This window comes from Methylobacterium sp. UNC300MFChir4.1, from assembly GCF_900110155.1.
In the GTDB taxonomy this organism is placed as follows: Bacteria; Pseudomonadota; Alphaproteobacteria; order Rhizobiales; family Beijerinckiaceae; genus Methylobacterium.
Window position 1 is genome coordinate 124868 of record NZ_FOCS01000015.1, and the last position, 18952, is coordinate 143819.

An 18952-nucleotide genomic window follows, 5' to 3' on the forward strand; every position below is an offset into this window, starting at 1 on the left:
TCGCTCCTCCTTACGAGGCTCCGATGAATATCCACGAATATCAGGCCAAGGCCGTGCTGAAGGAGTTCGGCCTGCCCGTCTCCCGCGGCATGGCCATCTTCAACCCGTCGGAGGCCGAGGCCGCCGCCAAGGAGCTCGGCGGCCCGGTCTGGGTCGTGAAGAGCCAGATCCACGCGGGCGGCCGCGGCAAGGGCACCTTCAAGGGCGCGCCCGAGGGCGCCAAGGGCGGCGTGCGCGTCACCAAGTCGATCGACGAGGTCAAGCAGTTCGCCGGAGAGATGCTCGGCCAGACGCTGGTGACCATCCAGACCGGCCCGGCCGGCAAGCAGGTCAACCGCCTCTACATCGAGGAAGGCGCCCAGATCGCCGAGGAGTTCTACCTCTCGATGCTGGTCGACCGCGCCACGGGCGGCGTCGCCTTCGTGGTCTCCACCGAGGGTGGCATGGACATCGAGGCGGTCGCCCACGACACGCCCGAGAAGATCCACACGATCGCGGTCGACCCGGCCACCGGCGTGATGCCCCACCACGGCCGCGCCGTCGCCAAGGCGCTCGGCCTGTCGGGCGCCCAGGCCAAGGAAGCGGCCGCGCTGACCGAGAAGCTCTACGCGGCCTTCGTGGCCAAGGACATGAGCCTCCTGGAGATCAACCCGCTGGTGCTGACCGCCGACGGGCACCTCAAGTGCCTCGACGCCAAGATGGCCTTCGATTCGAACGCCCTCTACCGGCACGCGGACATCATGGCGCTCCGCGACGAGACCGAGGAGGACGCCAAGGAGATCGAGGCGTCCAAGTACGACCTCGCCTACATCGCGCTCGACGGCACGATCGGCTGCATGGTCAACGGCGCCGGCCTCGCCATGGCGACGCTCGACATCATCAAGCTCTACGGCGAGGAGCCGGCGAACTTCCTCGATGTCGGCGGCGGCGCCTCGGAGGAGAAAGTCACGGCGGCGTTCAAGATCATCACCGCCGACCCGAACGTGAAGGGGATACTCGTCAACATCTTCGGCGGGATCATGAAGTGCGACGTGATCGCCAACGGCGTGATCGCGGCCGTGAAGGCGGTGGGCCTGCAGGTGCCGCTGGTGGTGCGCCTCGAGGGCACCAACGTCGAGCAGGGCAAGGCCATCATCCGCAATTCCGGCCTCAACGTCATCCCGGCGGACGACCTCGACGACGCCGCCCAGAAGATCGTCGCCGCCGTGAAGGGAGCCTGATCATGTCGGTGATGATCGACGCCAACACCAAGGTCATCTGCCAGGGCTTCACCGGCAAGAACGGGACCTTCCACTCCGAGCAGGCCATCGCGTACGGCACCAAGATGGTCGGCGGCACGTCGCCCGGTAAGGGCGGCTCCAGCCATCTCGGCCTGCCGGTCTTCGACACGGTCGCGGAGGCGCGCGAGGCCACCGGCGCCGAGGCCTCGGTGGTCTACGTGCCGCCGCCCGGTGCCGCCGACGCGATCTGCGAGGCGATCAGCGCCGAGGTGCCGCTGATCGTCTGCATCACGGAGGGCATCCCGGTGCTCGACATGGTGCGGGTGAAGCGGGCGCTGACGGGCTCGAAGTCGCGCCTCGTCGGGCCGAACTGCCCCGGCATCGTCACCGCCGGCGAGTCGAAGATCGGCATCATGCCGGCCAACATCTTCCGGCCCGGCTCGGTCGGCATCGTGTCCCGCTCGGGCACGCTGACCTACGAGGCGGTGTTCCAGACCTCCAATGCCGGCCTCGGCCAGACCACGGCGGTGGGCATCGGCGGCGACCCGGTGAAGGGCACCGAGTTCATCGACGTGCTGGAGCTGTTCCTCGCCGACCCGAAGACCGAGTCGATCGTGATGATCGGCGAGATCGGCGGCTCGGCCGAGGAGGAGGCGGCGCAGTTCCTCAAGGACGAAGCCAAGCGCGGGCGCAAGAAGCCGATGGTCGGCTTCATCGCCGGCCGCACGGCGCCTCCGGGCCGCCGCATGGGCCATGCCGGCGCGATCATCTCGGGCGGCAAGGGCGGCGCCGAGGACAAGATCGCCGCCATGGAGGCCGCGGGCATCCGCGTGTCGCCGTCGCCGGCCCGGCTGGGCTCGACGCTCGTCGAGGTGCTGAAGGGCTAAAGGCCCGCGCGCCTGCGTCGCGGCCATCGCAGGGCCGCGACGCCCATATCGGGCGTGCAGACGATCTCAGCGGGGCGGTCACCCGCCCCGTTTCGGTTCGAGGGCGCTCCGCCGCGCTGACGGGGAGCCCGGAGGGCAGGGGAGCCTGCCCGCGCGATCAGGATGGACGCACCATGGCACGCCAGGACGTGAACGAAGCGCTCCTCGAAACCTCGTTCCTGTACGGCGCCAACGCCGCCTACATCGAGGAATTGCAGGCGGCCTACGCCCGCAACCCGTCCTCGGTGGATCCGGAGTGGCAGACCTTCTTCAAGGGGCTCGGCGAGGACGAGACCCTGGTCGAGAAGAACGCCGCCGGCGCCTCCTGGGAGAAGCCGCACTGGCCGGTGCCGCTCAACGGCGAGCTGGTCTCGGCGCTCGACGGCAACTGGGGCGCCCTGGAGAAGGCGATCGGCGACAAGATCGTCGCGCGGGAAGCCAAGGAGCCCAAGCCCGGCAAGCCGCAGGACAGCGTCACCGCCACCACCGGCGTGTCGGTGGAGCAGGCGACCAAGGATTCGGTGCGGGCGATCATGCTGATCCGCTCCTACCGGATGCGCGGCCACCTGCACGCCAAGCTGGACCCGCTGGGGCTCGCGCCGCGGGGCGATCACGAGGAGCTGCACCCGCAGCATTACGGCTTCACCGAGGAGGCCGACTGGGACCGTCCGATCTTCCTCGACAACGTCCTCGGCCTGCAGTTCGGCACGATCCGCGAGATCGTCGGCATCCTGGAGCGGACCTACTGCCAGACCCTCGGCGTCGAGTTCATGCACATCTCGGATCCCGCCGAGAAGGCGTGGATCCAGGAGCGCATCGAGGGCAAGGACAAGGAGATCTCCTTCACCCCCGAGGGGCGCCGGGCGATCCTCAACAAGCTGATCGAGGCCGAGGGCTTCGAGAAGTTCCTCGACCTCAAGTACACCGGCACCAAGCGCTTCGGCCTCGACGGCAGCGAGGCGATGATCCCGGCGCTGGAGCAGATCATCAAGCGCGGCGGCGCGCTGGGCGTGCGCGAGATCGTGCTCGGCATGGCCCATCGCGGCCGGCTCAACGTGCTCACCAACGTGATGGCCAAGCCCTTCCGGGCGGTGTTCCACGAGTTCAAGGGCGGCTCGGCCTCCCCGGCCGAGGTCGAGGGCTCGGGCGACGTGAAGTACCACCTGGGCGCGTCCTCGGACCGCGCCTTCGACGGCAACAACGTCCACCTGTCGCTCACCGCCAATCCGTCCCACCTCGAGATCGTCGACCCGGTGGTGCTCGGAAAGGTCCGCGCCAAGCAGGACCAGTGGGCCAAGCCCAACATCGAGCGCCGCACGGTGCTGCCGCTCCTGATCCACGGCGACGCCGCCTTCGCGGGCCAGGGCGTGGTGGCGGAGTGCTTCGGCCTTTCGGGCCTGAAGGGCCACCGCACCGGCGGCTCGGTCCACTTCATCATCAACAACCAGATCGGCTTCACGACCGATCCGCGCTTCTCGCGCTCCTCGCCCTACCCGTCCGACGTCGCCAAGATGGTCGAGGCGCCGATCTTCCACTGCAACGGCGACGATCCGGAAGCCGTCACCTTCGCCGCCAAGGTCGCGGTGGAGTACCGGCAGAAGTTCGGCAAGCCGGTCGTGATCGACATGCTGTGCTACCGCCGCTTCGGCCACAACGAGGGCGACGAGCCGGCCTTCACCCAGCCGAAGATGTACCAGCGGATCCGCAAGCATCCCTCGGTGCTGGAGAGCTACGGCCGCAAGCTCGTCGAGAACGGCTCGGTGACCCAGGAGGCGCTCGACGCCCGCAAGGCCGAGTTCCGCGGGATGCTCGACAGCGAGCTCGACGTCGCCAACAACTACAAGGCGAACAAGGCCGACTGGCTCGACGGCCGCTGGTCCGGCGTGAAGGCCGTGCACGAGGACGTGGACGACCCGCGCCGCGGCCGCACCGCCGTGCCGGCCGGGACTCTGCAGGAGATCGGGCGCAGGATCACGCAGGCGCCGCCCGGCTTCCACCTGCACCGCACGATCCAGCGCTTCATGGACAACCGCGCCAAGGCGGTGGAGACGGGGGTCGGCATCGACTGGGCGACCGCCGAGGCCCTGGCCTTCGGGGCGACGCTCCTCGACGGCAACCGGGTCCGCCTGTCGGGTCAGGACGTGGAGCGCGGCACGTTCTCGCAGCGCCACGCGGTGGTGATCGACCAGGAGAACGAGCAGCGCTTCACGCCGCTCAACGCCATCCGCGAGGGGCAGGCCGCGATCGAGATCATCAACTCGATGCTCTCCGAGGAAGCGGTGCTCGGCTTCGAGTACGGCTACTCGCTCGCCGAGCCGAACGCCCTGGTCCTCTGGGAGGCCCAGTTCGGCGACTTCGCCAACGGCGCCCAGGTGGTGATCGACCAGTTCATCGCGTCCGGCGAGCGCAAGTGGCTGCGCATGTCGGGCCTCGTGCTGCTGCTGCCGCACGGCTACGAGGGCCAGGGGCCCGAGCATTCCTCGGCCCGCCTCGAGCGCTACCTCCAGGCCTGCGCCGAGGACAACATGCAGGTCGCCAACGTCACGACGCCGGCGAACTACTTCCACATCCTGCGCCGGCAGCTGAAGCGCGACTTCCGCAAGCCGCTGGTGCTGATGACGCCGAAGTCGCTGCTGCGCCACAAGCGCGCCGTGTCGAACCTCGACGCGCTCGCCGAGGGCTCGACCTTCCACCGCGTCCTCTGGGACGACGCCGAGGAGGAGGGCGCGCAGAACAAGCTCGTGCGCGACGACAAGATCCGCCGCGTCGTGCTGTGCTCCGGCAAGGTCTACTACGACCTGCTGGAGGAGCGGGAGAAGCGCGGCCTCAACGACATCTACCTGATGCGCGTCGAGCAGCTCTACCCGTTCCCCCTGAAGGCGCTGGCCAACGAGATGGCCCGGTTCCGCAACGCCGACGTGATCTGGTGCCAGGAGGAGCCCAAGAACATGGGCGCCTGGTCCTTCGTCGAGCCCTACCTCGAGTGGGTGCTCGGCCAGGCCGGCTCCGCGGTGAAGCGCGCCCGCTACGTCGGCCGTCCGGCCTCCGCCTCCACGGCGGTCGGCCAGATGTCGAAGCACCAGGCGCAGCTCCAGGCCTTCCTCAACGAGGCCCTGGCGGTCTGATCGTCCGGCCATGGCCTACTTCCTGCTCCGCCTGGAACCGCCCCGCCCGAGCTTCCCGTTCGACGCGACGGAGGCCGAGAAGGCGCTGTTCTCGGCGCATTCCGGCTACTGGATGGAGCAGGCGGCCGCCGGCATCGCCATCGCGGTCGGACCCGTCTTCGAGTCCGGCGGCACCTGGGGCCTCGCCCTGGTCGAGGCCGACGACGCGGCCCGGGCCGAGGCGCTCGGCGAAGCAGATCCCGTCCTGATGGCGCAGGCAGGCTTCCGGTACACCGTCTCGCCCGTTCCATCCCTGATCCTGCGGCGCTGACGTCGCGGCCCGACATCCAGAGGAGGCCCCCCGCGGGGCAGAAGAGAGCATGGCAACCGACATCCTCGTCCCGACCCTCGGCGAATCCGTGAGCGAGGCCACGATCGGCCGCTGGTTCAAGAAGCCCGGCGACACGGTCGCGGCCGACGAGCCGATCGTCGAGCTCGAGACCGACAAGGTCACCCTGGAGGTGAACGCCCCGGCGGCCGGCGAGCTCGGCGAGATCCTGGTCAAGGACGGCGAGACCGTGGAGCCCGGTGCCCTGCTCGGCTCGATCGTCGAGGCCGGAGCCGGCGGCGGCACGGCCAAGAAGGCCGCCCCGAAGGAGAGCGCCGAGACCAAGGCCGAGAGCCGGAGCGAGGCCCCGAAGGCCGCCGCGCCCGCGAAGGCCGAGGCCCCGGCCCAGGAATCGTCCGCCGGCTACGGCAACCACGGCGATGCCGCCGCCCCCGCGGCCCAGCAGCGCCCGGTCGGAGACAACGGCCCGGCGGTGGCCAAGCTCGCCCGGGAATCGGGTGTCGACCCGTCGTCGGTGAGCGGGTCCGGCAAGGACGGCCGCGTCACGAAGGGCGACATGCTCGGCGCCATCGCCAAGGGGCCGGCCCCGTCGGCGCCCGCCAAGGAGGCCCGTCCGCCCCTGCCGCGCGCCCCCTCGGCGCCGGACGACGCCGCGCGCGAGGAGCGCGTGCGCATGACGAAGCTGCGCCAGACCATCGCGCGCCGCCTGAAGGACGCGCAGGACACCGCGGCGATGCTGACGACGTTCAACGACGTCGACATGTCGGCCGTGATGGCGATGCGCAGCCAGTACAAGGATATCTTCGAGAAGAAGCACGGCACGAAGCTCGGCTTCATGGGCTTCTTCACCAAGGCGGTGATCGGCGCCCTCAAGGACGTGCCGGCGGTCAACGCCGAGATCGACGGGCAGGACCTCGTCTACAAGAACTACTACCACATCGGCATCGCGGTCGGCACCGATAAGGGTCTCGTCGTGCCGGTGGTGCGCGACGCCGACGACCTGTCGATCGCCGGCATTGAGAAGAAGATCGCCGGCTTCGGCAAGAAGGCCCGCGACGGCAAGCTCTCCATCGAGGAGATGCAGGGCGGCACCTTCACGATCACCAACGGCGGCATCTACGGCTCGCTGATGTCGACGCCGATCCTCAACGCGCCGCAGTCGGGCATCCTCGGCATGCACCGCATCGAGGAGCGCCCGGTGGTCCGCGCCGGCAAGATCGAGGCGCGGCCGATGATGTACCTCGCCCTGTCGTACGACCATCGCATCGTCGACGGTAAGGAGGCCGTGACCTTCCTGGTGCGGGTCAAGGAGGCGCTGGAGGATCCGGCGCGCCTCGTGCTGGACCTCTGAGGCAGCCATGTCGAGCGCTGAGAACAGGGTCGCGATCGTCACGGGCGGCAGCCGCGGCATCGGCCGCGCGGTGGCGCTCCTCCTAGCGGAGCGCGGCTACGCCGTCTGCCTGAGCTACGTGTCGGACGCCGCCGCCGCGCAGGGCGTGGTGGACGCGATCGCGGCCAAGGGCGGACGGGCGCTCGCCGTGAAGAGCGACGTCGGCAACGAGGCCGACGTCATCGCCCTGTTCAAGGCGGCCGACGGCCTCGGCCGCCTCGCGGCGCTCGTCAACAATGCCGGCGTGGTCGACGTGAAGTCTGACGTCGCCGACATGAGCGTCGCCCGCTTGCAGCGCATGATGACCACCAACGTGGTCGGCAGCTTCCTGTGCGCGCGGGAGGCGGTGCGGCGCATGTCGATCAAGCGCGGCGGGGCAGGGGGCGCGATCGTCAACCTGTCCTCGGTGGCGGCGCGCCTCGGCGGCCCCGGCCAGTTCGTGGACTACGCGGCCTCCAAGGGCGCCATCGACTCGCTGACGATCGGGCTTTCCCGCGAGGTCGCCGCCGACGGCATCCGCGTCAACGCGGTGGCGCCCGGCATCATCGCCACCGAGATCCACGCCAGCGGCGGCGAGCCGGACCGGGTCGAGCGTCTCGGCCCCGGCGTCCCGATGAAGCGGGCCGGCACCGCCGAGGAGGTGGCCGCACCGATCGTGTGGCTCCTCTCGGACGAGGCCTCCTACACCACGGGCGCCATCCTCGACATCGGCGGCGGCCGCTGAGGCCAAGCGCCACCTGACATTCCCTGCCCGTCTCGCACGCGGCACGACCGAGCGGAAGCGAAGCCTCATGTCCTACGATCTCGTCGTCATCGGCACCGGCCCCGGCGGCTACGTCTGCGCGATCCGCGCGGCGCAGCTCGGCCTGCGGACCGCGGTGGTCGAGAAGCGCGCGACGCACGGCGGCACCTGCCTCAATGTCGGCTGCATCCCGTCCAAGGCCCTGCTGCACGCGTCCGAGGCCTTCGAGGAGGCCAACACGCACTTCGCCGATCTCGGCATCGACGTCGGCACGCCGAAGCTCGACCTCAAGAAGATGATGGCCTTCAAGGCCGAGGGCGTCGCCGGCAACACCAAGGGCGTCGAGTTCCTGCTCAAGAAGAACAAGGTCGACACCTTCCACGGCACCGGCCGGATCGCCGGCGCCGGCCGCGTCGAGGTCATCGCCGAGGACGGCGGCAACCAGATGCTCGAGACGAAGAGCATCGTCATCGCGACCGGCTCGGACGTGGCGCGCCTGCCCGGCGTCACCATCGACGAGAAGGTCGTGGTCTCCTCCACCGGCGCCCTGGAACTCGACCGGGTGCCGAAGAAGCTCCTCGTCATCGGCGCCGGCGTGATCGGGCTGGAGCTGGGTTCCGTCTGGCGCCGGCTCGGCTCCGAGGTGACCGTGGTCGAGTATCTCGACCGGGTGCTGCCGGGCATGGACGGCGAGGTCGGCAAGCAGTTCCAGCGGATCCTGACCAAGCAGGGCATCGCCTTCAAGCTGTCCACCAAGGTGACGGGCGTCGAGGTCGGCAAGAAGGGCGGCGCGGCGGTCACGGTCGAGCCGGCCGCGGGCGGTACGGCGGAGACGCTGCAGGCCGACGTGGTCCTCGTCTGCATCGGCCGGACGCCCTACACGGAGGGCCTCGGCCTCGACACGGTCGGTGTCCAGCGGGACGACAAGGGCCGGATCCTCACCGATTCCCACTACGCCACCAACGTCACCGGCATCTACGCCATCGGCGACGTGATTGCCGGCCCGATGCTCGCCCACAAGGCCGAGGACGAGGGCGTAGCGATCGCCGAGATGCTGGCCGGCCAGTCCGGCCACGTGAATTACGGCGTCATCCCGAACGTGGTCTACACGTTCCCGGAGGTCGCCTCGGTCGGCAAGACCGAGGAGGAGTTGAAGAAGGACGGCGTGGCCTACAACGCCGGCAAATTCCCCTTCACGGCCAATGGCCGGGCCAAGGCGAACGGCACCACCGACGGGTTCGTGAAGGTGCTGGCCGACGCCCAGACCGACCGGGTACTCGGCGTGCACATCGTGGGCGCGGATGCCGGCAACCTGATCGCCGAGGTGGCGGTCGCGATGGAGTTCGGCGCCTCGTCGGAGGACATCGCCCGCACTTGCCACGCGCACCCGACGCTGACCGAGGCCGTCAAGGAAGCCGCGCTGGCGGTCAACAAGCGCGCCATCCACGTCTGACGGGCCAAGGCCCACGGCTGCGCAGATTGCTACCTCGGCGGGCTCGACCGCCTGCGCGAAGGCCCCCCTCTCCCGTGCGGGAAAGGGGGGCCTTCGCGTTCCGTCACACACCGCGCGCCTCGAACCTGACTGGCCCGCAGAGCGACGGCCCGGCGCGGGGTCAGGCGATCTTGCGCCTGGAATTCGGCAGGTCGGCGATCCGCAGCAGCGCGCTCGGCGCGGGCGGGGCCGTCAGGGCGTTCAGCAGATACGGCCGACGCAGGCCCAGCGCGTTGTGCAGGGCGAGGTCGATGTCGCGGGCGTAGAACGGCATCCGCAGCACGGCGTCGACGCCGAAGTAGCGGCCGGCCTGTGCGACGGGCTCCAGCTCGGACGTGGTCAGCAAGGTGATCCGGGTCGGGAGGCCGAGGGGCTGGATCTGACAGGCCAGTTCGAGCCCGTCGATGCCGCCGAGCTTCACGTCGATGAAGGCGAAGTCGTAGGCGGCGAGCTTCAGCTGCTTGAGGGCGTGGCGGCCGTCATCCGTCTCGTCGAGCTCGATCGCGAACCCGCTGCGCGCCACGACGCGGCTGATGGCCGACCGCCCGGCCGGAGTCGAGCAGGCGAGCAGGGCCCGGGTCGGTGCGCGACGGCGGGCATCCGCGTGGAGCAGCGGCTCGATATGGCTCGGGTCGAGGGGCGTCTTCAGGACTTCGTAGGCGCCGAGGCTCGTGGCGATCTCCTGCCAGTGCGGCAGCACGCGGGTCGCCACCAGCACCAGGCAGGGGGGCTCCGCACCCGCCCGGCGCGCGACGGCGACGGCTTCGGGGCCGCTGAGATCGTCGAGCTGCATTCCCACGAAGGCCAGGGTGGGACGGTGGCGGAGGAGGATGTCGCAGAGCGCCTGACCCGAGGTCGCCTCATCGATCACCGCGCTGGGATCGAATCGCAGGACGATCTCTCTCAGGGAGACGCGGCGGCCCGGATCGCAATCCGCGATTACGACACGTGCCGGCGCCCTCCCATCCTGAAGATCCATGACGCCCGCCCAACCCCATCCCGTTCGTTGCCCATATTGGCTGAAGATCGTGACGAAGCTCTTAAAGAGCGGGATTCTGCACTGGGCGAACCGGAAGACGCGCCTATAGACGATGATGAAGGCTCTCGAAGTCGAAGTTTTTAGCAATCTTGCTCAATGGCCAGCCCGCGGATGGGCCGCCGCGTAGGCACTCATGAGGCGGGCGGCGTCGACCTGCGTGTAGAGCTGCGTCGTGGAGAGCGAGGCGTGGCCCAGGAGTTCCTGGATCGCCCGGAGTTCGCCCTGGCGCGCCAGGAGATGGGTTGCGAAGGAATGCCGCAGGGCGTGCGGTGTGGCGCTCTCGGGCAGGCCCAGGGCGCCGCGGGCGCGCGCGACCGTGTACTGGATGATGCGCGGCGAGAGCGGGCCGCCCCGGGCACCGAGAAACAGCGGTCCCTCCGGCGGCAGCGGCAGGGGACAGGCGGCGACGTAGTCCGCCACGGCCTGCGCCACGACGGGCAGGATCGGCACCATGCGCTGCTTGCCGCCCTTGCCGAGCACGGTCACCTGATCGACCCCGGGCAGGGGTGCGTCGCGGCGGGTCAGGCCCAGGGCCTCGGAGATGCGCAGCCCCGCGCCGTAGAGCAGCGCCAGCACGGCGGCGTCCCGGGCGAGGACCCAGGGCTCCCGCTCCTCGCCGGCGCGGATCGCGGTATCGGTCAGCGCCACCGCGGCGGAGACGGGCAGGGGACGGGGAAGCCGCCGCGGGACCTTGGGCGAGCGCACACCGCCCAGGGCCGAGACGGTGCCGAAGCCCTCCCGCTCGAGGAAGCGCGCGAAGGAGCGCAGACCCGCCAGCATGCGCATCAGCGAGCGCCCGGAGACCTCGTCGGCCCGGCGCGCGGCCATGAAGCCACGGATGTCCCGCACCTTGAGCCCGATCAGCATCGGGATCGTCGGCGTCCCCTGACGGGACGCGAGGTGGTGGAGGAACTGCCGGAGGTCGCGCCCGTACGCCTCGACGGTGTTGGACGACATCCGCCGCTCCCGCGCCAGCGCCTCGATCCAGGCGAGGACGGCGTCGCGGAGGCGGGCGTCCCCCGGAAACAGCAGCCGGTCGCCCTGGGTCTCACGGGTGCTCGCATGCGTGCTCATGGCGACACTCGACCGGATCCTCCTTGCCGGGAGCTTAATGCCGGTCGCGGTCCGTCCTCGGCGCCGGGCTCGTCCCGCGCGGCGCGCCGTGCCAAGCTGACGCGATGACCCTCCTCGCCTACGCGGCCGCTGCCCTCGCCGAGATCGCCGGCTGCTTCGCGTTCTGGGCCTGGCTGCGGCTCGGGCGGTCGGCCTGGTGGGCGCTGCCGGGCCTCGCCTCGCTGGCGGCCTTCGCGGTCCTCCTGACCCTCGTGGACAGCCCCGCGGCGGGGCGCGCCTTCGCGGCCTACGGCGGCGTCTACGTCGCGGCCTCGGTCCTGTGGCTGTGGCTCGCGGAGGGTCAGCGGCCCGACCGGTGGGACCTCGCGGGCAGCGCGGTCTGCCTCGCCGGAACGGCGCTGATCCTCCTCGGTCGCCGGGGGTGAGCTCGACCCGGCACCGTGCCGGGCCGGCCACGGCCGACCGCTTCCGCGCCCGGAACCTTGGTGAAACCAAGCGTTCACGATACGTACGGCAGCCTCGGGCCGTTCACCGAGCCGTGGAGCCCCATGACCAGCGCCGTCCGCATTCTCGGGATCGACCCCGGACTCCGCCGCACCGGCTGGGGCCTGATCACCGCGCAGGGCACGAAGCTCACCTACGGCGATTGCGGGGTCGTGACCTCGGACGGGGAGCTTCCGCTGGCCCTGCGGCTGCGGGAGCTGTTCGAGGGGATCGGCCGCGTCGTCGAGGCCGTTCGGCCCGACGAGGTCGCCGTGGAGGAGACCTTCGTCAACAAGGACGCCCAGGCGACGCTCAAGCTGGGCCATGCGCGGGCGATGGCGCTGCTCGTGCCGGCCCTCGCCGGACTGCCGGTGTTCGAGTACGCCCCCAACCTCATCAAGAAGACCGTCGCGGGCTCTGGCCACGCCGAGAAGGTGCAGATCCAGGCGATGGTCCGCTTCCTTCTGCCGAAGGCCGAGTTCCGCGTCGCGGACGCCGCCGACGCGCTGGCCATCGCGATCACCCATGCCAGTCACCGGGACGCCCACGCCCTGCGGCAGGCGCATCTGCCGGGGGGCAAGCGCCGCTCGCTCACCGGTCAGGCGGCCGCGGGACAAGGGCTCGCAGGGAAGGGCTTCTCGGCCGCCGCGGCCGCGCGCATCGAGGCCGCGCTGGCGAAACAAGGTTGACGGGATCGGGAAGAACTTGGTGGGGGAAGTAGGACTCGAACCTACGAAGCTTACGCAGCGGATTTACAGTCCGCCCCCTTTGCCGCTCGGGACATTCCCCCAAGGCGGGCATCGCCCGCGGCGCCCTTATGGTGAGGGGTGGGCCGGGTGTCAACGCTTATGGTGGACCGATCCGTCTCGCCGGACGCGGCAATCGTGGAGAGCGGGGCGGTTTCGCTCGGCGTCGCCGCGATCCGGGCGGCCGCGCTTGCAGAGTCGACCCTCTTCCGGCCTCGCGGTGCCCGCGGCTCCGCCATTGGGACGAAAACGCGAACGTTCCGCGACTCCGGGGATTCACAAAGGAATCCGGATCGGCCACGGTGTGGCGATGTCGCCCTGCTTCGCCGGCCCTTGACCCGTCCCGCCCCGTCCCTGCGGTCGCACCAGCGCACGCTGATGGCCCTGGTCGCGGCCATGGCGAGCGGGGAGGCGGCTCATGTCCGGAAGATCCTGGCGGCGGTCACGCCGGGCGGGGGCAAGTCGCTGCTGCCGGTCATCGCCGCGCACCGGCTGATCGAGGTGGGGCTCGTCGAGCGCGTGGTCTGGGTGGTGCCGCGGGATTCCCTGCGGCTGCAGGCCGAGGAAGCCTTCGCCGACCCGCTGTGGCGCGCGGCCTTCGGGCACGCCCTCAGCGTCCGGGCCGCCGACAACGAGCGCGACCCGGCGCGGGGTCTGGCCGGCTACGTCACCACCTATCAGGCGGTCGCCGCCGCCCCGGCGCTCCACCTCGCGGAGGCGCGGGCGCACCGCACCCTGCTGGTGGTCGACGAGGTTCATCACCTGCCGGTCCCCGGTCGCCCGGGCGCCGACGAAGCCTCCGCGGAGGATGCCGAGGCGGGGGCGTGGTCCCGCGCGATGCTGCCCGTCATGGAGGCGGCGACCGTGCGCCTGTACCTGTCCGGGACGCTGGAGCGGGCGGACGGGCGGCGGATTCTCGGACTGCCCTACCAGCCCGCCGCGCCCGGCCGTGGACCGGAACTCGACCTCGACGCGACCGGCCTCGCGGTCATCGGCTACTCGCGGGCGCAGGCGCTGGCCGAGCGGGCGGTGCTGCCGGTGACGTTCGGCGCCCTCGACGGCGAGGCGAGCTGGCTGGAGGGCGGCCGGATCGCCGGCGACAGCCCGCGCGTCGGGCCGCACCGGCTCGGCGCGGGCGCGGTCCGGATCACCACCCGGCCGGCGCTGTTCACCGCCCTGCGGACCGGCTTCGCCCGCGACCTTCTGAGCGAGGCGTTCTTCGCCACGAAGCGCCTGCGCGCCCGGCGCCGGGCGGAGCGCGATCTCCCGCCCGGCGAACCGGCCCGGGGGCTCGGCAAGCTCCTCGTGGTGGCGCCCGATCAGGCGAGCGCGCGGGCCTATCTCGCGACCCTGCGCGACTGGATGCCGGCCGGGCAGGGCGCGCGCGATGTCCGTCTCGCGACCTCCGGCCAGGGCGACGCCCACGCGGCTCTGGCAGCGTTCCGGCTCACGCCGGAACCGGCCGTGCTGGTGACGGTGGCGATGGCGTACGAGGGGCTCGACGCCCCGGAGGTCGCGGTGGTCGCGGCCCTGACCCATATCCGCTCCCGGCCCTGGCTCGAGCAGATGCTCGCCCGGGCCACCCGGGTCGATCCCCATGCCGGCCCCTACGACGGGCAGCAGGCGCTGATCTTCCACCCCGACGACCCGCTCTTCGCGCGGTTCCGCCTCGAACTCGAGACCGAGCAGGGCAGCAGCGTCCGGCCGCCCCGCGAGCGGCCGGCGAGCGCCGTCGTGCCGGAGCGGACCCGCTGGCGCGACGACGAGCCGGGCGGGATCACGCCCCTGGAGAGCAACGCGATCGGGATGCGCTACGCCCTGCTGCGCCCGCGCCTCCCCGAACCGGTTCCCGCGGCGCCCGCGCCCGAACCGCCCTCCGTCACCGAGCGGACGCTGCGCCAGCGGCTCGCTGCCGTGGTTGCGTCCCAGGCTGTGGAGGACGAGACCTCGCTGCGCGTGCCCCGCGGCGGCAACCTCGCCCACCGCTACAACGCCGTTCTCAAGCGGGTGCTCGGCAAGGGCCGCGCGACCATGACCCTCCCGGAGTTGGAGGCGGCCCTGTCCTGGCTCGAGCGAAACCGCCTCTCCGACCATCTCGACCGCCTCGACGGCGATGCCCGCTACGCGTGGTCGGCCCGGCAGCGCCGCGGGCGCTGGCAGCCGGAGCGCGCCGCCGGCCGCTGAAACGCCCGGGAAGGAGACAGCCGTGACCGAGAGCCTCCCCGCCGCCTTCGCCGCGACACTCGCCGCGTCCGAGCCGCCGAGCGTCTGGGACGCCCCGCTCGCCGCGCTCTGGTGGCTCGCCCGGGACGCGTCCGGCCCGGCCTCCGCCGCCTGGGAGCGGGCGCACCGCCTCGTCCAGGACGCCGGCGGGTCCGACGCGGCCTGGGTCCACGCCCATCTCCACCGGGTCGAGGGCGACGACGGCAACGCGCGCTACTGGTACGCCCGCGCGGGCCGCCCGGTCCCGGACGGCACGCTCGCGGAGGAGCGGGCCGCGCTCGTCCTCGCCCTCTGGCCGAGGTCGTGATCGCTCCGGGCCGCGCCGCGCCGACCGTCCCGAGCCTGCCGAATCGCGGAACGCCAAGGCTCACAGCCAGTTGAATGGCCGCCCGACGCGGAGATCGGGCCTCGATTATCGGAGCGGATCCATGAGCCTCCTCGGCAGCATCGTCAGCAAGATCCTCCATCCGTTCGGTGGCGGCACCGCGGACGCCGCGCCCGCGCCCAACGCCGGCTCCGGCGGCTCGGCCGGCACGAGCACGCCCTCCACGTCGGCCCCCGGCACGGCCGGCGGCAGCGAGCCGGTGGACGTCGCGGCGGTGCTCACCGGCCTTGCCGAGAAGAACCCGCAGACGCTCGACTGGCGGCACTCGATCGTCGACCTGATGAAGCTGCTGGGCCTCGATTCCGGCCTCGCCGCGCGCAAGCAGCTCGCCGACGAGCTCCACTACACCGGCGACAAGGACGATTCGGCCAGCATGAACATCTGGCTGCACAAGCAGGTCATGCAGAAGCTCGCCGAGAACGGCGGCAAGGTTCCGGACGATCTGAAGCACTAGGTCATCGAGTCCGGGATCGACGAGGCTCGCCGCGGACGGTCTCGACCGGCGCCGCGGCGAGATCGCTTCTTGACCACGTCGTGCGCCGGCGGTGCGCACCGGCGGCGACACTTGCGGAGGGGGCCTTGCGGCGCCTCCGTGTTTATCGGTCACATGACCCGCGTCACGCAGCGCCGAATCAGGCGGCGCCGAGGAGCGAACGGTCATGGAGACCCCGACCGGGGACCACAGCGGCGCCTTCGAGGCGTCCCCGCTCGCCGCGATCGCCGCGGCGGTCGCCCGCGGTGACGTCGCGCGCATCGCCGCGCTGGCGCCCGGCCTGGATCTCTCCGTCCGCGGCGGCCGGAACCTCACCCTGCTCGAATGGGCGATCTGGAACGCGCGGCCGCGCGCGCTGTCGGCCCTGCTCGACGCGGGGGCGGACCCGTCTGTGCCGGGGCTCGATCAGGAGACCGCGCTGCACATGGCGGCGATGGTCGAGGATCCGACCTACCTGGAGATCCTGCTGCGCCACGGCGCGCCGGTCGACCCGGTGAGCCCGCGGGGTCAGTGGACGCCGCTGTTCCGCGCCGTACAGAACCGGCGCGAGGCGCATATCGGGCTGCTGCTGCGGGCCGGCGCGGACCCGAACTGGGTCGACGCCACCGGCAACTCGCTGCTCCACGTGGCGGCACAGGTCGGCGCGGCCAATCCCTGGGTGCTGAGGCTGCTCGAGGCCGGGATCGACCCGGCCCTGCGCAACGCGCAGCAGAAGACCTTTCAGCCGTACTTCTTCATCACCCCCGAGCGCCTGCTCAACGCTTCCGGGCGCGAGACCCGCGCGGCGGTCCGCGCGTGGCTCGCCCGCAGCGGCATCCCGGCGGATCCGGAACGCTGACGGAGTCCCGGCCGGGATCCGCGTCAGCGCCCGGTGCGGACCCGGGTCCAGAGGCGGGTGACGAAGCGCTGGGTGCGGTCGTCCCAGGCCGTGTTGATGGACAGGCGCTGCATCGTCGCCTCGTCCGGGTAGATGCCGGGATTGCTCAGGATCTCGGGCTTCACGAACTTCTTCGCCGCGAGGTTGCCGCTGGCGTAAGAGACGAAGTTGGTGTTGGCCGCCGCCACCTCGGGCCGCATCATGTAGTCGATGAAGGCCAGCGCCTCGGCCGGGTGGGCGGCATCCTTCGGGATCGCGAAGGTGTCGAACCACATCAGGGCGCCTTCCTTGGGCACGACGTAGGCGATGTCGATCCCGTTCTTGGCCTCCTCGGCCCGGCGCTTGGCCTGCATGATGTCGCCCGAATAGCCGACGGCCAGGCAGATATCGCCATTGGCCAGCGCCTGGATGTATTCCGACGAGTGGAACTTCCGCACGGCGCCGCGCACCTTGTAGAGGGCGTCGGTCACCAGGGTCATGTCGTCCCAGCGCTTGGAATCCGCCTTGGCGCCGAAGGCCGGGAGCATGCTGGGGATCAGGTCCTCGGGGCTGTCGAGCACCATGATCCCGCACTCCTTCAGCTTGTTGGCCGAAGCGGGATTGAGGACGACGGACCACGAATTGACCGCCGCGCCGGCGCCCAGGCGCTCGCGCACCGCGGCGACGTTGTAGCCGATGCCGGTCGTGCCCCACATGTAGTCGACGGCGTAGGTGTTGCCGGGATCGTAGGCCGCCAGCCGGCTGGTCACCTCGGGCCAGAGATTGCCGAGGTTCTTCAGCTTCGACTTGTCGAGGGGCAGGAACGCGCCGGCCCGGATCAGCCGCTGCAGGTACGGTCCCGACGGCACGACGATGTCGTAGCCCGACCGGCCCGCGAGCAGCTTGGTCTCCAGGATCTCGTTGTTGTCGTAGGTGTCGTAGACGACCTTGATCCCGGTCTCGCGGGTGAAGGCCTCGAGCACCTGCGGGTCGATATAGTCCGACCAGTTGTAGATGTTGACGACCCGCTCCTCGGCGGCCGGTGCCGGCCGCACGAGGGGCAGGACCGCCAGGAGCCCTCCCGCGAGGACGGCCGCGGCCGCCGCCAGGACGGTCCGACGCGGGCCGATCACCGGCTCCTCGCGGCCACGATCACGATCTCGACCAGGTACTCCGGCGCGGCGAGCTTGGCCTCGACGGTGGCGCGGGCCGGCGCGTTCTCCGGAGACACCCAGGCGTCCCAGGCGGCGTTCATCTCCGCGAACGTCGCGATGTCGGCGAGGTAGATGGTGGCCGAGAGGATCCGCGCCTTGTCGCTGCCGGCCGCGGCGAGCAGCCGGTCGATCTCCGACAGGATCTGCTGGGTCTGGATCGTGACCCCGGTGCCGACCGTGTCGGACGCGACCTGCCCGGCGAGGTAGACCATGTCGCCGAAGGTGACGGCCTGCGACATCCGCTTGCCCGGCTCGATCCGCTGAATGTCCATACCCGTCTCCACATCCTCGAGAACCGGCGTATCTGCCGCCGCACCGGCCCGGCCGTAAAGGGCCGCGCGCGCACGCGCCGCGGGAACCCGAGGAAAATCGTCATCGGCGGTCGGGGTGCGGGCAACCGTCGCGGGCCTCGAAGCGTTCTGCCGCCATCGACAATCACGCCTTGGGGTCAGTCATGGGTATTCTCTGGACCATCATCATCGGGTTTCTCGCCGGCGTCATCGCCAAGTTCCTCATGCCGGGCCCGAACGAGCCCGCCGGCTTCATCCTGACCACGATCCTCGGCATCGTCGGCGCCTTCGTGGCGACCTTCCTGGGCCAGGCGATCGGCTGGTACGGGCCGAACCAGGGCGCGGGCTTCATCGGCGCCATCGTGGGGGCCGTGGTCGTGCTGTTCATCTACGGCCTGATCGCCGGCCGCCGCACCACCACCTACTGACCAGTCCGGCAGGTCCGGATACGACGAGGGGCGCCCCGCGGGGCGCCCCTTTTTTTTGACCGACGCATTCCGGTAGCGAGTCTCAACACAGCGCTCTCCGTCATCACGAGCGCAGCGACGTGACCCAGGGCAGCGCGACGATGTCGAACGTCGCGCTGCCTGGATTGCTTCGCTGCGCTCGCAAAGACGGAGGCGCCGAAGCCCTCCGAGGGCTGAGGCTCAGAGATGCTCGGACGCGGCCTTCACGGCGCAGTGGCCGGTGGCGCCGCGCACGGCGAGGCCCACGCCGACCACGAGGGCCAGCAGGCTCAGGAGCTTGTTGGGACGGGGCTGCGCGGCGGCGGCGGCGATGCCGAGGCCCAGCGCCACCGAGACGGCGCGCTCCGTCGTCGACAGGTTCGGCTGCCCGCTGAAGATGTCGTGCATCATGTCGTTGGCCATGAGGGTCTCCGATTGGGAAGTCGCGGGGGAACGCGGCATCCGGCGCCCCGTTCCCGG

The 18952-nt window shown here is 71.0% G+C and carries 19 protein-coding genes and 1 tRNA gene; 14 read left to right on the forward strand and 6 right to left on the reverse strand.

Going from position 1 to position 18952, the window contains the following annotated elements; genetic code table 11:
* The first annotated feature begins 23 nt into the window (after positions 1-23).
* The 7 genes from sucC to lpdA all read left to right on the forward strand — a co-directional run bounded on the left by sucC (position 24) and on the right by lpdA (position 9184).
* Positions 24-1220 (forward strand): ADP-forming succinate--CoA ligase subunit beta, encoded by a 1197-nt coding sequence (sucC, locus tag BMY19_RS19935; RefSeq protein ID WP_100252714.1) that lies wholly within the window; start codon positions 24-26, stop codon positions 1218-1220.
* Between the two features lie 2 nt (positions 1221-1222).
* The gene (gene sucD / locus BMY19_RS19940) at positions 1223-2107 is read left to right on the forward strand and encodes a succinate--CoA ligase subunit alpha (protein ID WP_010685286.1); all 885 of its coding nucleotides are present in this window, start codon (positions 1223-1225) and stop codon (positions 2105-2107) included.
* Between the two features lie 173 nt (positions 2108-2280).
* Positions 2281-5271 (forward strand): 2-oxoglutarate dehydrogenase E1 component, encoded by a 2991-nt coding sequence (locus BMY19_RS19945; protein WP_020093727.1) that lies wholly within the window; start codon positions 2281-2283, stop codon positions 5269-5271.
* Between the two features lie 10 nt (positions 5272-5281).
* Positions 5282-5581 (forward strand): YciI family protein, encoded by a 300-nt coding sequence (locus BMY19_RS19950; RefSeq protein WP_100252715.1) that lies wholly within the window; start codon positions 5282-5284, stop codon positions 5579-5581.
* A gap of 49 nt (positions 5582-5630) precedes the next feature.
* Entirely contained in the window at positions 5631-6950 is a 1320-nt protein-coding gene (gene odhB, locus BMY19_RS19955; protein WP_100252716.1) for a 2-oxoglutarate dehydrogenase complex dihydrolipoyllysine-residue succinyltransferase, read from the forward strand.
* Between the two features lie 7 nt (positions 6951-6957).
* Positions 6958-7713, forward strand: a complete 756-nt coding sequence (locus BMY19_RS19960) for an SDR family oxidoreductase (protein WP_100252717.1) — start codon at positions 6958-6960, stop codon at positions 7711-7713.
* Between the two features lie 67 nt (positions 7714-7780).
* On the forward strand, positions 7781-9184 hold the full coding sequence (lpdA, locus tag BMY19_RS19965) for a dihydrolipoyl dehydrogenase (protein WP_091979523.1): 1404 nt from the start codon (positions 7781-7783) through the stop codon (positions 9182-9184).
* A 160-nt stretch (positions 9185-9344) separates the two neighbouring features.
* On the opposite strand, the gene BMY19_RS19970 is transcribed toward lpdA, so the two are convergent.
* Together BMY19_RS19970 and BMY19_RS19975 are read right to left on the reverse strand one after the other, a co-directional pair.
* Positions 9345-10094 carry a response regulator gene (locus tag BMY19_RS19970; RefSeq protein WP_020093732.1) on the reverse strand — a complete coding sequence of 250 codons (750 nt, stop codon included), beginning with the start codon at positions 10092-10094 and terminating at the stop codon, positions 9345-9347.
* A 261-nt stretch (positions 10095-10355) separates the two neighbouring features.
* Entirely contained in the window at positions 10356-11336 is a 981-nt protein-coding gene (locus BMY19_RS19975; protein WP_020093733.1) for a tyrosine recombinase XerC, read from the reverse strand.
* 104 nt (positions 11337-11440) lie between these two features.
* Between BMY19_RS19975 and BMY19_RS19980 the strand changes: the two genes are divergently transcribed.
* Positions 11441-11761 carry a YnfA family protein gene (locus BMY19_RS19980; RefSeq protein ID WP_100252718.1) on the forward strand — a complete coding sequence of 107 codons (321 nt, stop codon included), beginning with the start codon at positions 11441-11443 and terminating at the stop codon, positions 11759-11761.
* A gap of 123 nt (positions 11762-11884) precedes the next feature.
* Positions 11885-12508, forward strand: coding sequence for a crossover junction endodeoxyribonuclease RuvC (gene ruvC, locus BMY19_RS19985; protein ID WP_100252719.1), 624 nt, complete (start codon positions 11885-11887; stop codon positions 12506-12508).
* A gap of 17 nt (positions 12509-12525) precedes the next feature.
* On the opposite strand, the gene BMY19_RS19990 is transcribed toward ruvC, so the two are convergent.
* Positions 12526-12609: transfer RNA gene (locus BMY19_RS19990), tRNA-Tyr, on the reverse strand.
* 289 nt (positions 12610-12898) lie between these two features.
* Here BMY19_RS19990 and BMY19_RS19995 point away from each other — a divergent pair.
* The 4 genes from BMY19_RS19995 (at position 12899) to BMY19_RS20010 (ending at position 16504) form a co-directional block, all read left to right on the forward strand.
* Entirely contained in the window at positions 12899-14749 is a 1851-nt protein-coding gene (locus BMY19_RS19995; protein WP_100252720.1) for a DEAD/DEAH box helicase, read from the forward strand.
* A 22-nt stretch (positions 14750-14771) separates the two neighbouring features.
* On the forward strand, positions 14772-15095 hold the full coding sequence (locus tag BMY19_RS20000) for a hypothetical protein (RefSeq protein ID WP_042671911.1): 324 nt from the start codon (positions 14772-14774) through the stop codon (positions 15093-15095).
* Between the two features lie 121 nt (positions 15096-15216).
* Positions 15217-15627, forward strand: coding sequence for a DUF3597 domain-containing protein (locus tag BMY19_RS20005; RefSeq protein WP_100252721.1), 411 nt, complete (start codon positions 15217-15219; stop codon positions 15625-15627).
* 205 nt (positions 15628-15832) lie between these two features.
* Positions 15833-16504 (forward strand): ankyrin repeat domain-containing protein, encoded by a 672-nt coding sequence (locus BMY19_RS20010; protein ID WP_100252722.1) that lies wholly within the window; start codon positions 15833-15835, stop codon positions 16502-16504.
* A 23-nt stretch (positions 16505-16527) separates the two neighbouring features.
* On the opposite strand, the gene BMY19_RS20015 is transcribed toward BMY19_RS20010, so the two are convergent.
* Both BMY19_RS20015 and BMY19_RS20020 read right to left on the reverse strand, forming a co-directional pair.
* Positions 16528-17655 carry a polyamine ABC transporter substrate-binding protein gene (locus tag BMY19_RS20015; RefSeq protein ID WP_020093740.1) on the reverse strand — a complete coding sequence of 376 codons (1128 nt, stop codon included), beginning with the start codon at positions 17653-17655 and terminating at the stop codon, positions 16528-16530.
* Entirely contained in the window at positions 17652-18008 is a 357-nt protein-coding gene (locus BMY19_RS20020; protein WP_020093741.1) for a RidA family protein, read from the reverse strand. Before BMY19_RS20020 ends, BMY19_RS20015 begins: the two co-directional genes overlap by 4 nt.
* A 182-nt stretch (positions 18009-18190) precedes the next feature.
* Here BMY19_RS20020 and BMY19_RS20025 point away from each other — a divergent pair, with 182 nt between their 5' ends.
* A complete protein-coding gene (locus BMY19_RS20025) occupies positions 18191-18454 on the forward strand; it encodes a GlsB/YeaQ/YmgE family stress response membrane protein (protein WP_012317940.1) in 264 nt (87 codons plus the stop codon).
* 219 nt (positions 18455-18673) lie between these two features.
* Here the strand turns inward: BMY19_RS20025 and BMY19_RS20030 are convergent, their stop codons facing one another.
* Positions 18674-18895, reverse strand: a complete 222-nt coding sequence (locus BMY19_RS20030; protein WP_020093742.1) for a YgaP-like transmembrane domain — start codon at positions 18893-18895, stop codon at positions 18674-18676.
* Positions 18896-18952 lie beyond the last annotated feature (57 nt).

Coding starts and splice junctions, on each gene's coding strand:
- BMY19_RS20010 (WP_100252722.1), top strand. CDS start 15,833: ATGGAGACCCCGACCGGGGACCACAGCGGCGCCTTCGAGGCGTCCCCG.
- BMY19_RS19960 (WP_100252717.1), top strand. CDS start 6,958: ATGTCGAGCGCTGAGAACAGGGTCGCGATCGTCACGGGCGGCAGCCGC.
- sucD (WP_010685286.1), top strand. CDS start 1,223: ATGTCGGTGATGATCGACGCCAACACCAAGGTCATCTGCCAGGGCTTC.
- ruvC (WP_100252719.1), top strand. CDS start 11,885: ATGACCAGCGCCGTCCGCATTCTCGGGATCGACCCCGGACTCCGCCGC.
- sucC (WP_100252714.1), top strand. CDS start 24: ATGAATATCCACGAATATCAGGCCAAGGCCGTGCTGAAGGAGTTCGGC.
- lpdA (WP_091979523.1), top strand. CDS start 7,781: ATGTCCTACGATCTCGTCGTCATCGGCACCGGCCCCGGCGGCTACGTC.
- odhB (WP_100252716.1), top strand. CDS start 5,631: ATGGCAACCGACATCCTCGTCCCGACCCTCGGCGAATCCGTGAGCGAG.
- BMY19_RS19950 (WP_100252715.1), top strand. CDS start 5,282: ATGGCCTACTTCCTGCTCCGCCTGGAACCGCCCCGCCCGAGCTTCCCG.
- BMY19_RS19975 (WP_020093733.1), bottom strand. CDS start 11,336: ATGAGCACGCATGCGAGCACCCGTGAGACCCAGGGCGACCGGCTGCTG.
- BMY19_RS19980 (WP_100252718.1), top strand. CDS start 11,441: ATGACCCTCCTCGCCTACGCGGCCGCTGCCCTCGCCGAGATCGCCGGC.
- BMY19_RS20030 (WP_020093742.1), bottom strand. CDS start 18,895: ATGGCCAACGACATGATGCACGACATCTTCAGCGGGCAGCCGAACCTG.
- BMY19_RS19945 (WP_020093727.1), top strand. CDS start 2,281: ATGGCACGCCAGGACGTGAACGAAGCGCTCCTCGAAACCTCGTTCCTG.
- BMY19_RS20025 (WP_012317940.1), top strand. CDS start 18,191: ATGGGTATTCTCTGGACCATCATCATCGGGTTTCTCGCCGGCGTCATC.
- BMY19_RS20020 (WP_020093741.1), bottom strand. CDS start 18,008: ATGGACATTCAGCGGATCGAGCCGGGCAAGCGGATGTCGCAGGCCGTC.
- BMY19_RS20005 (WP_100252721.1), top strand. CDS start 15,217: ATGAGCCTCCTCGGCAGCATCGTCAGCAAGATCCTCCATCCGTTCGGT.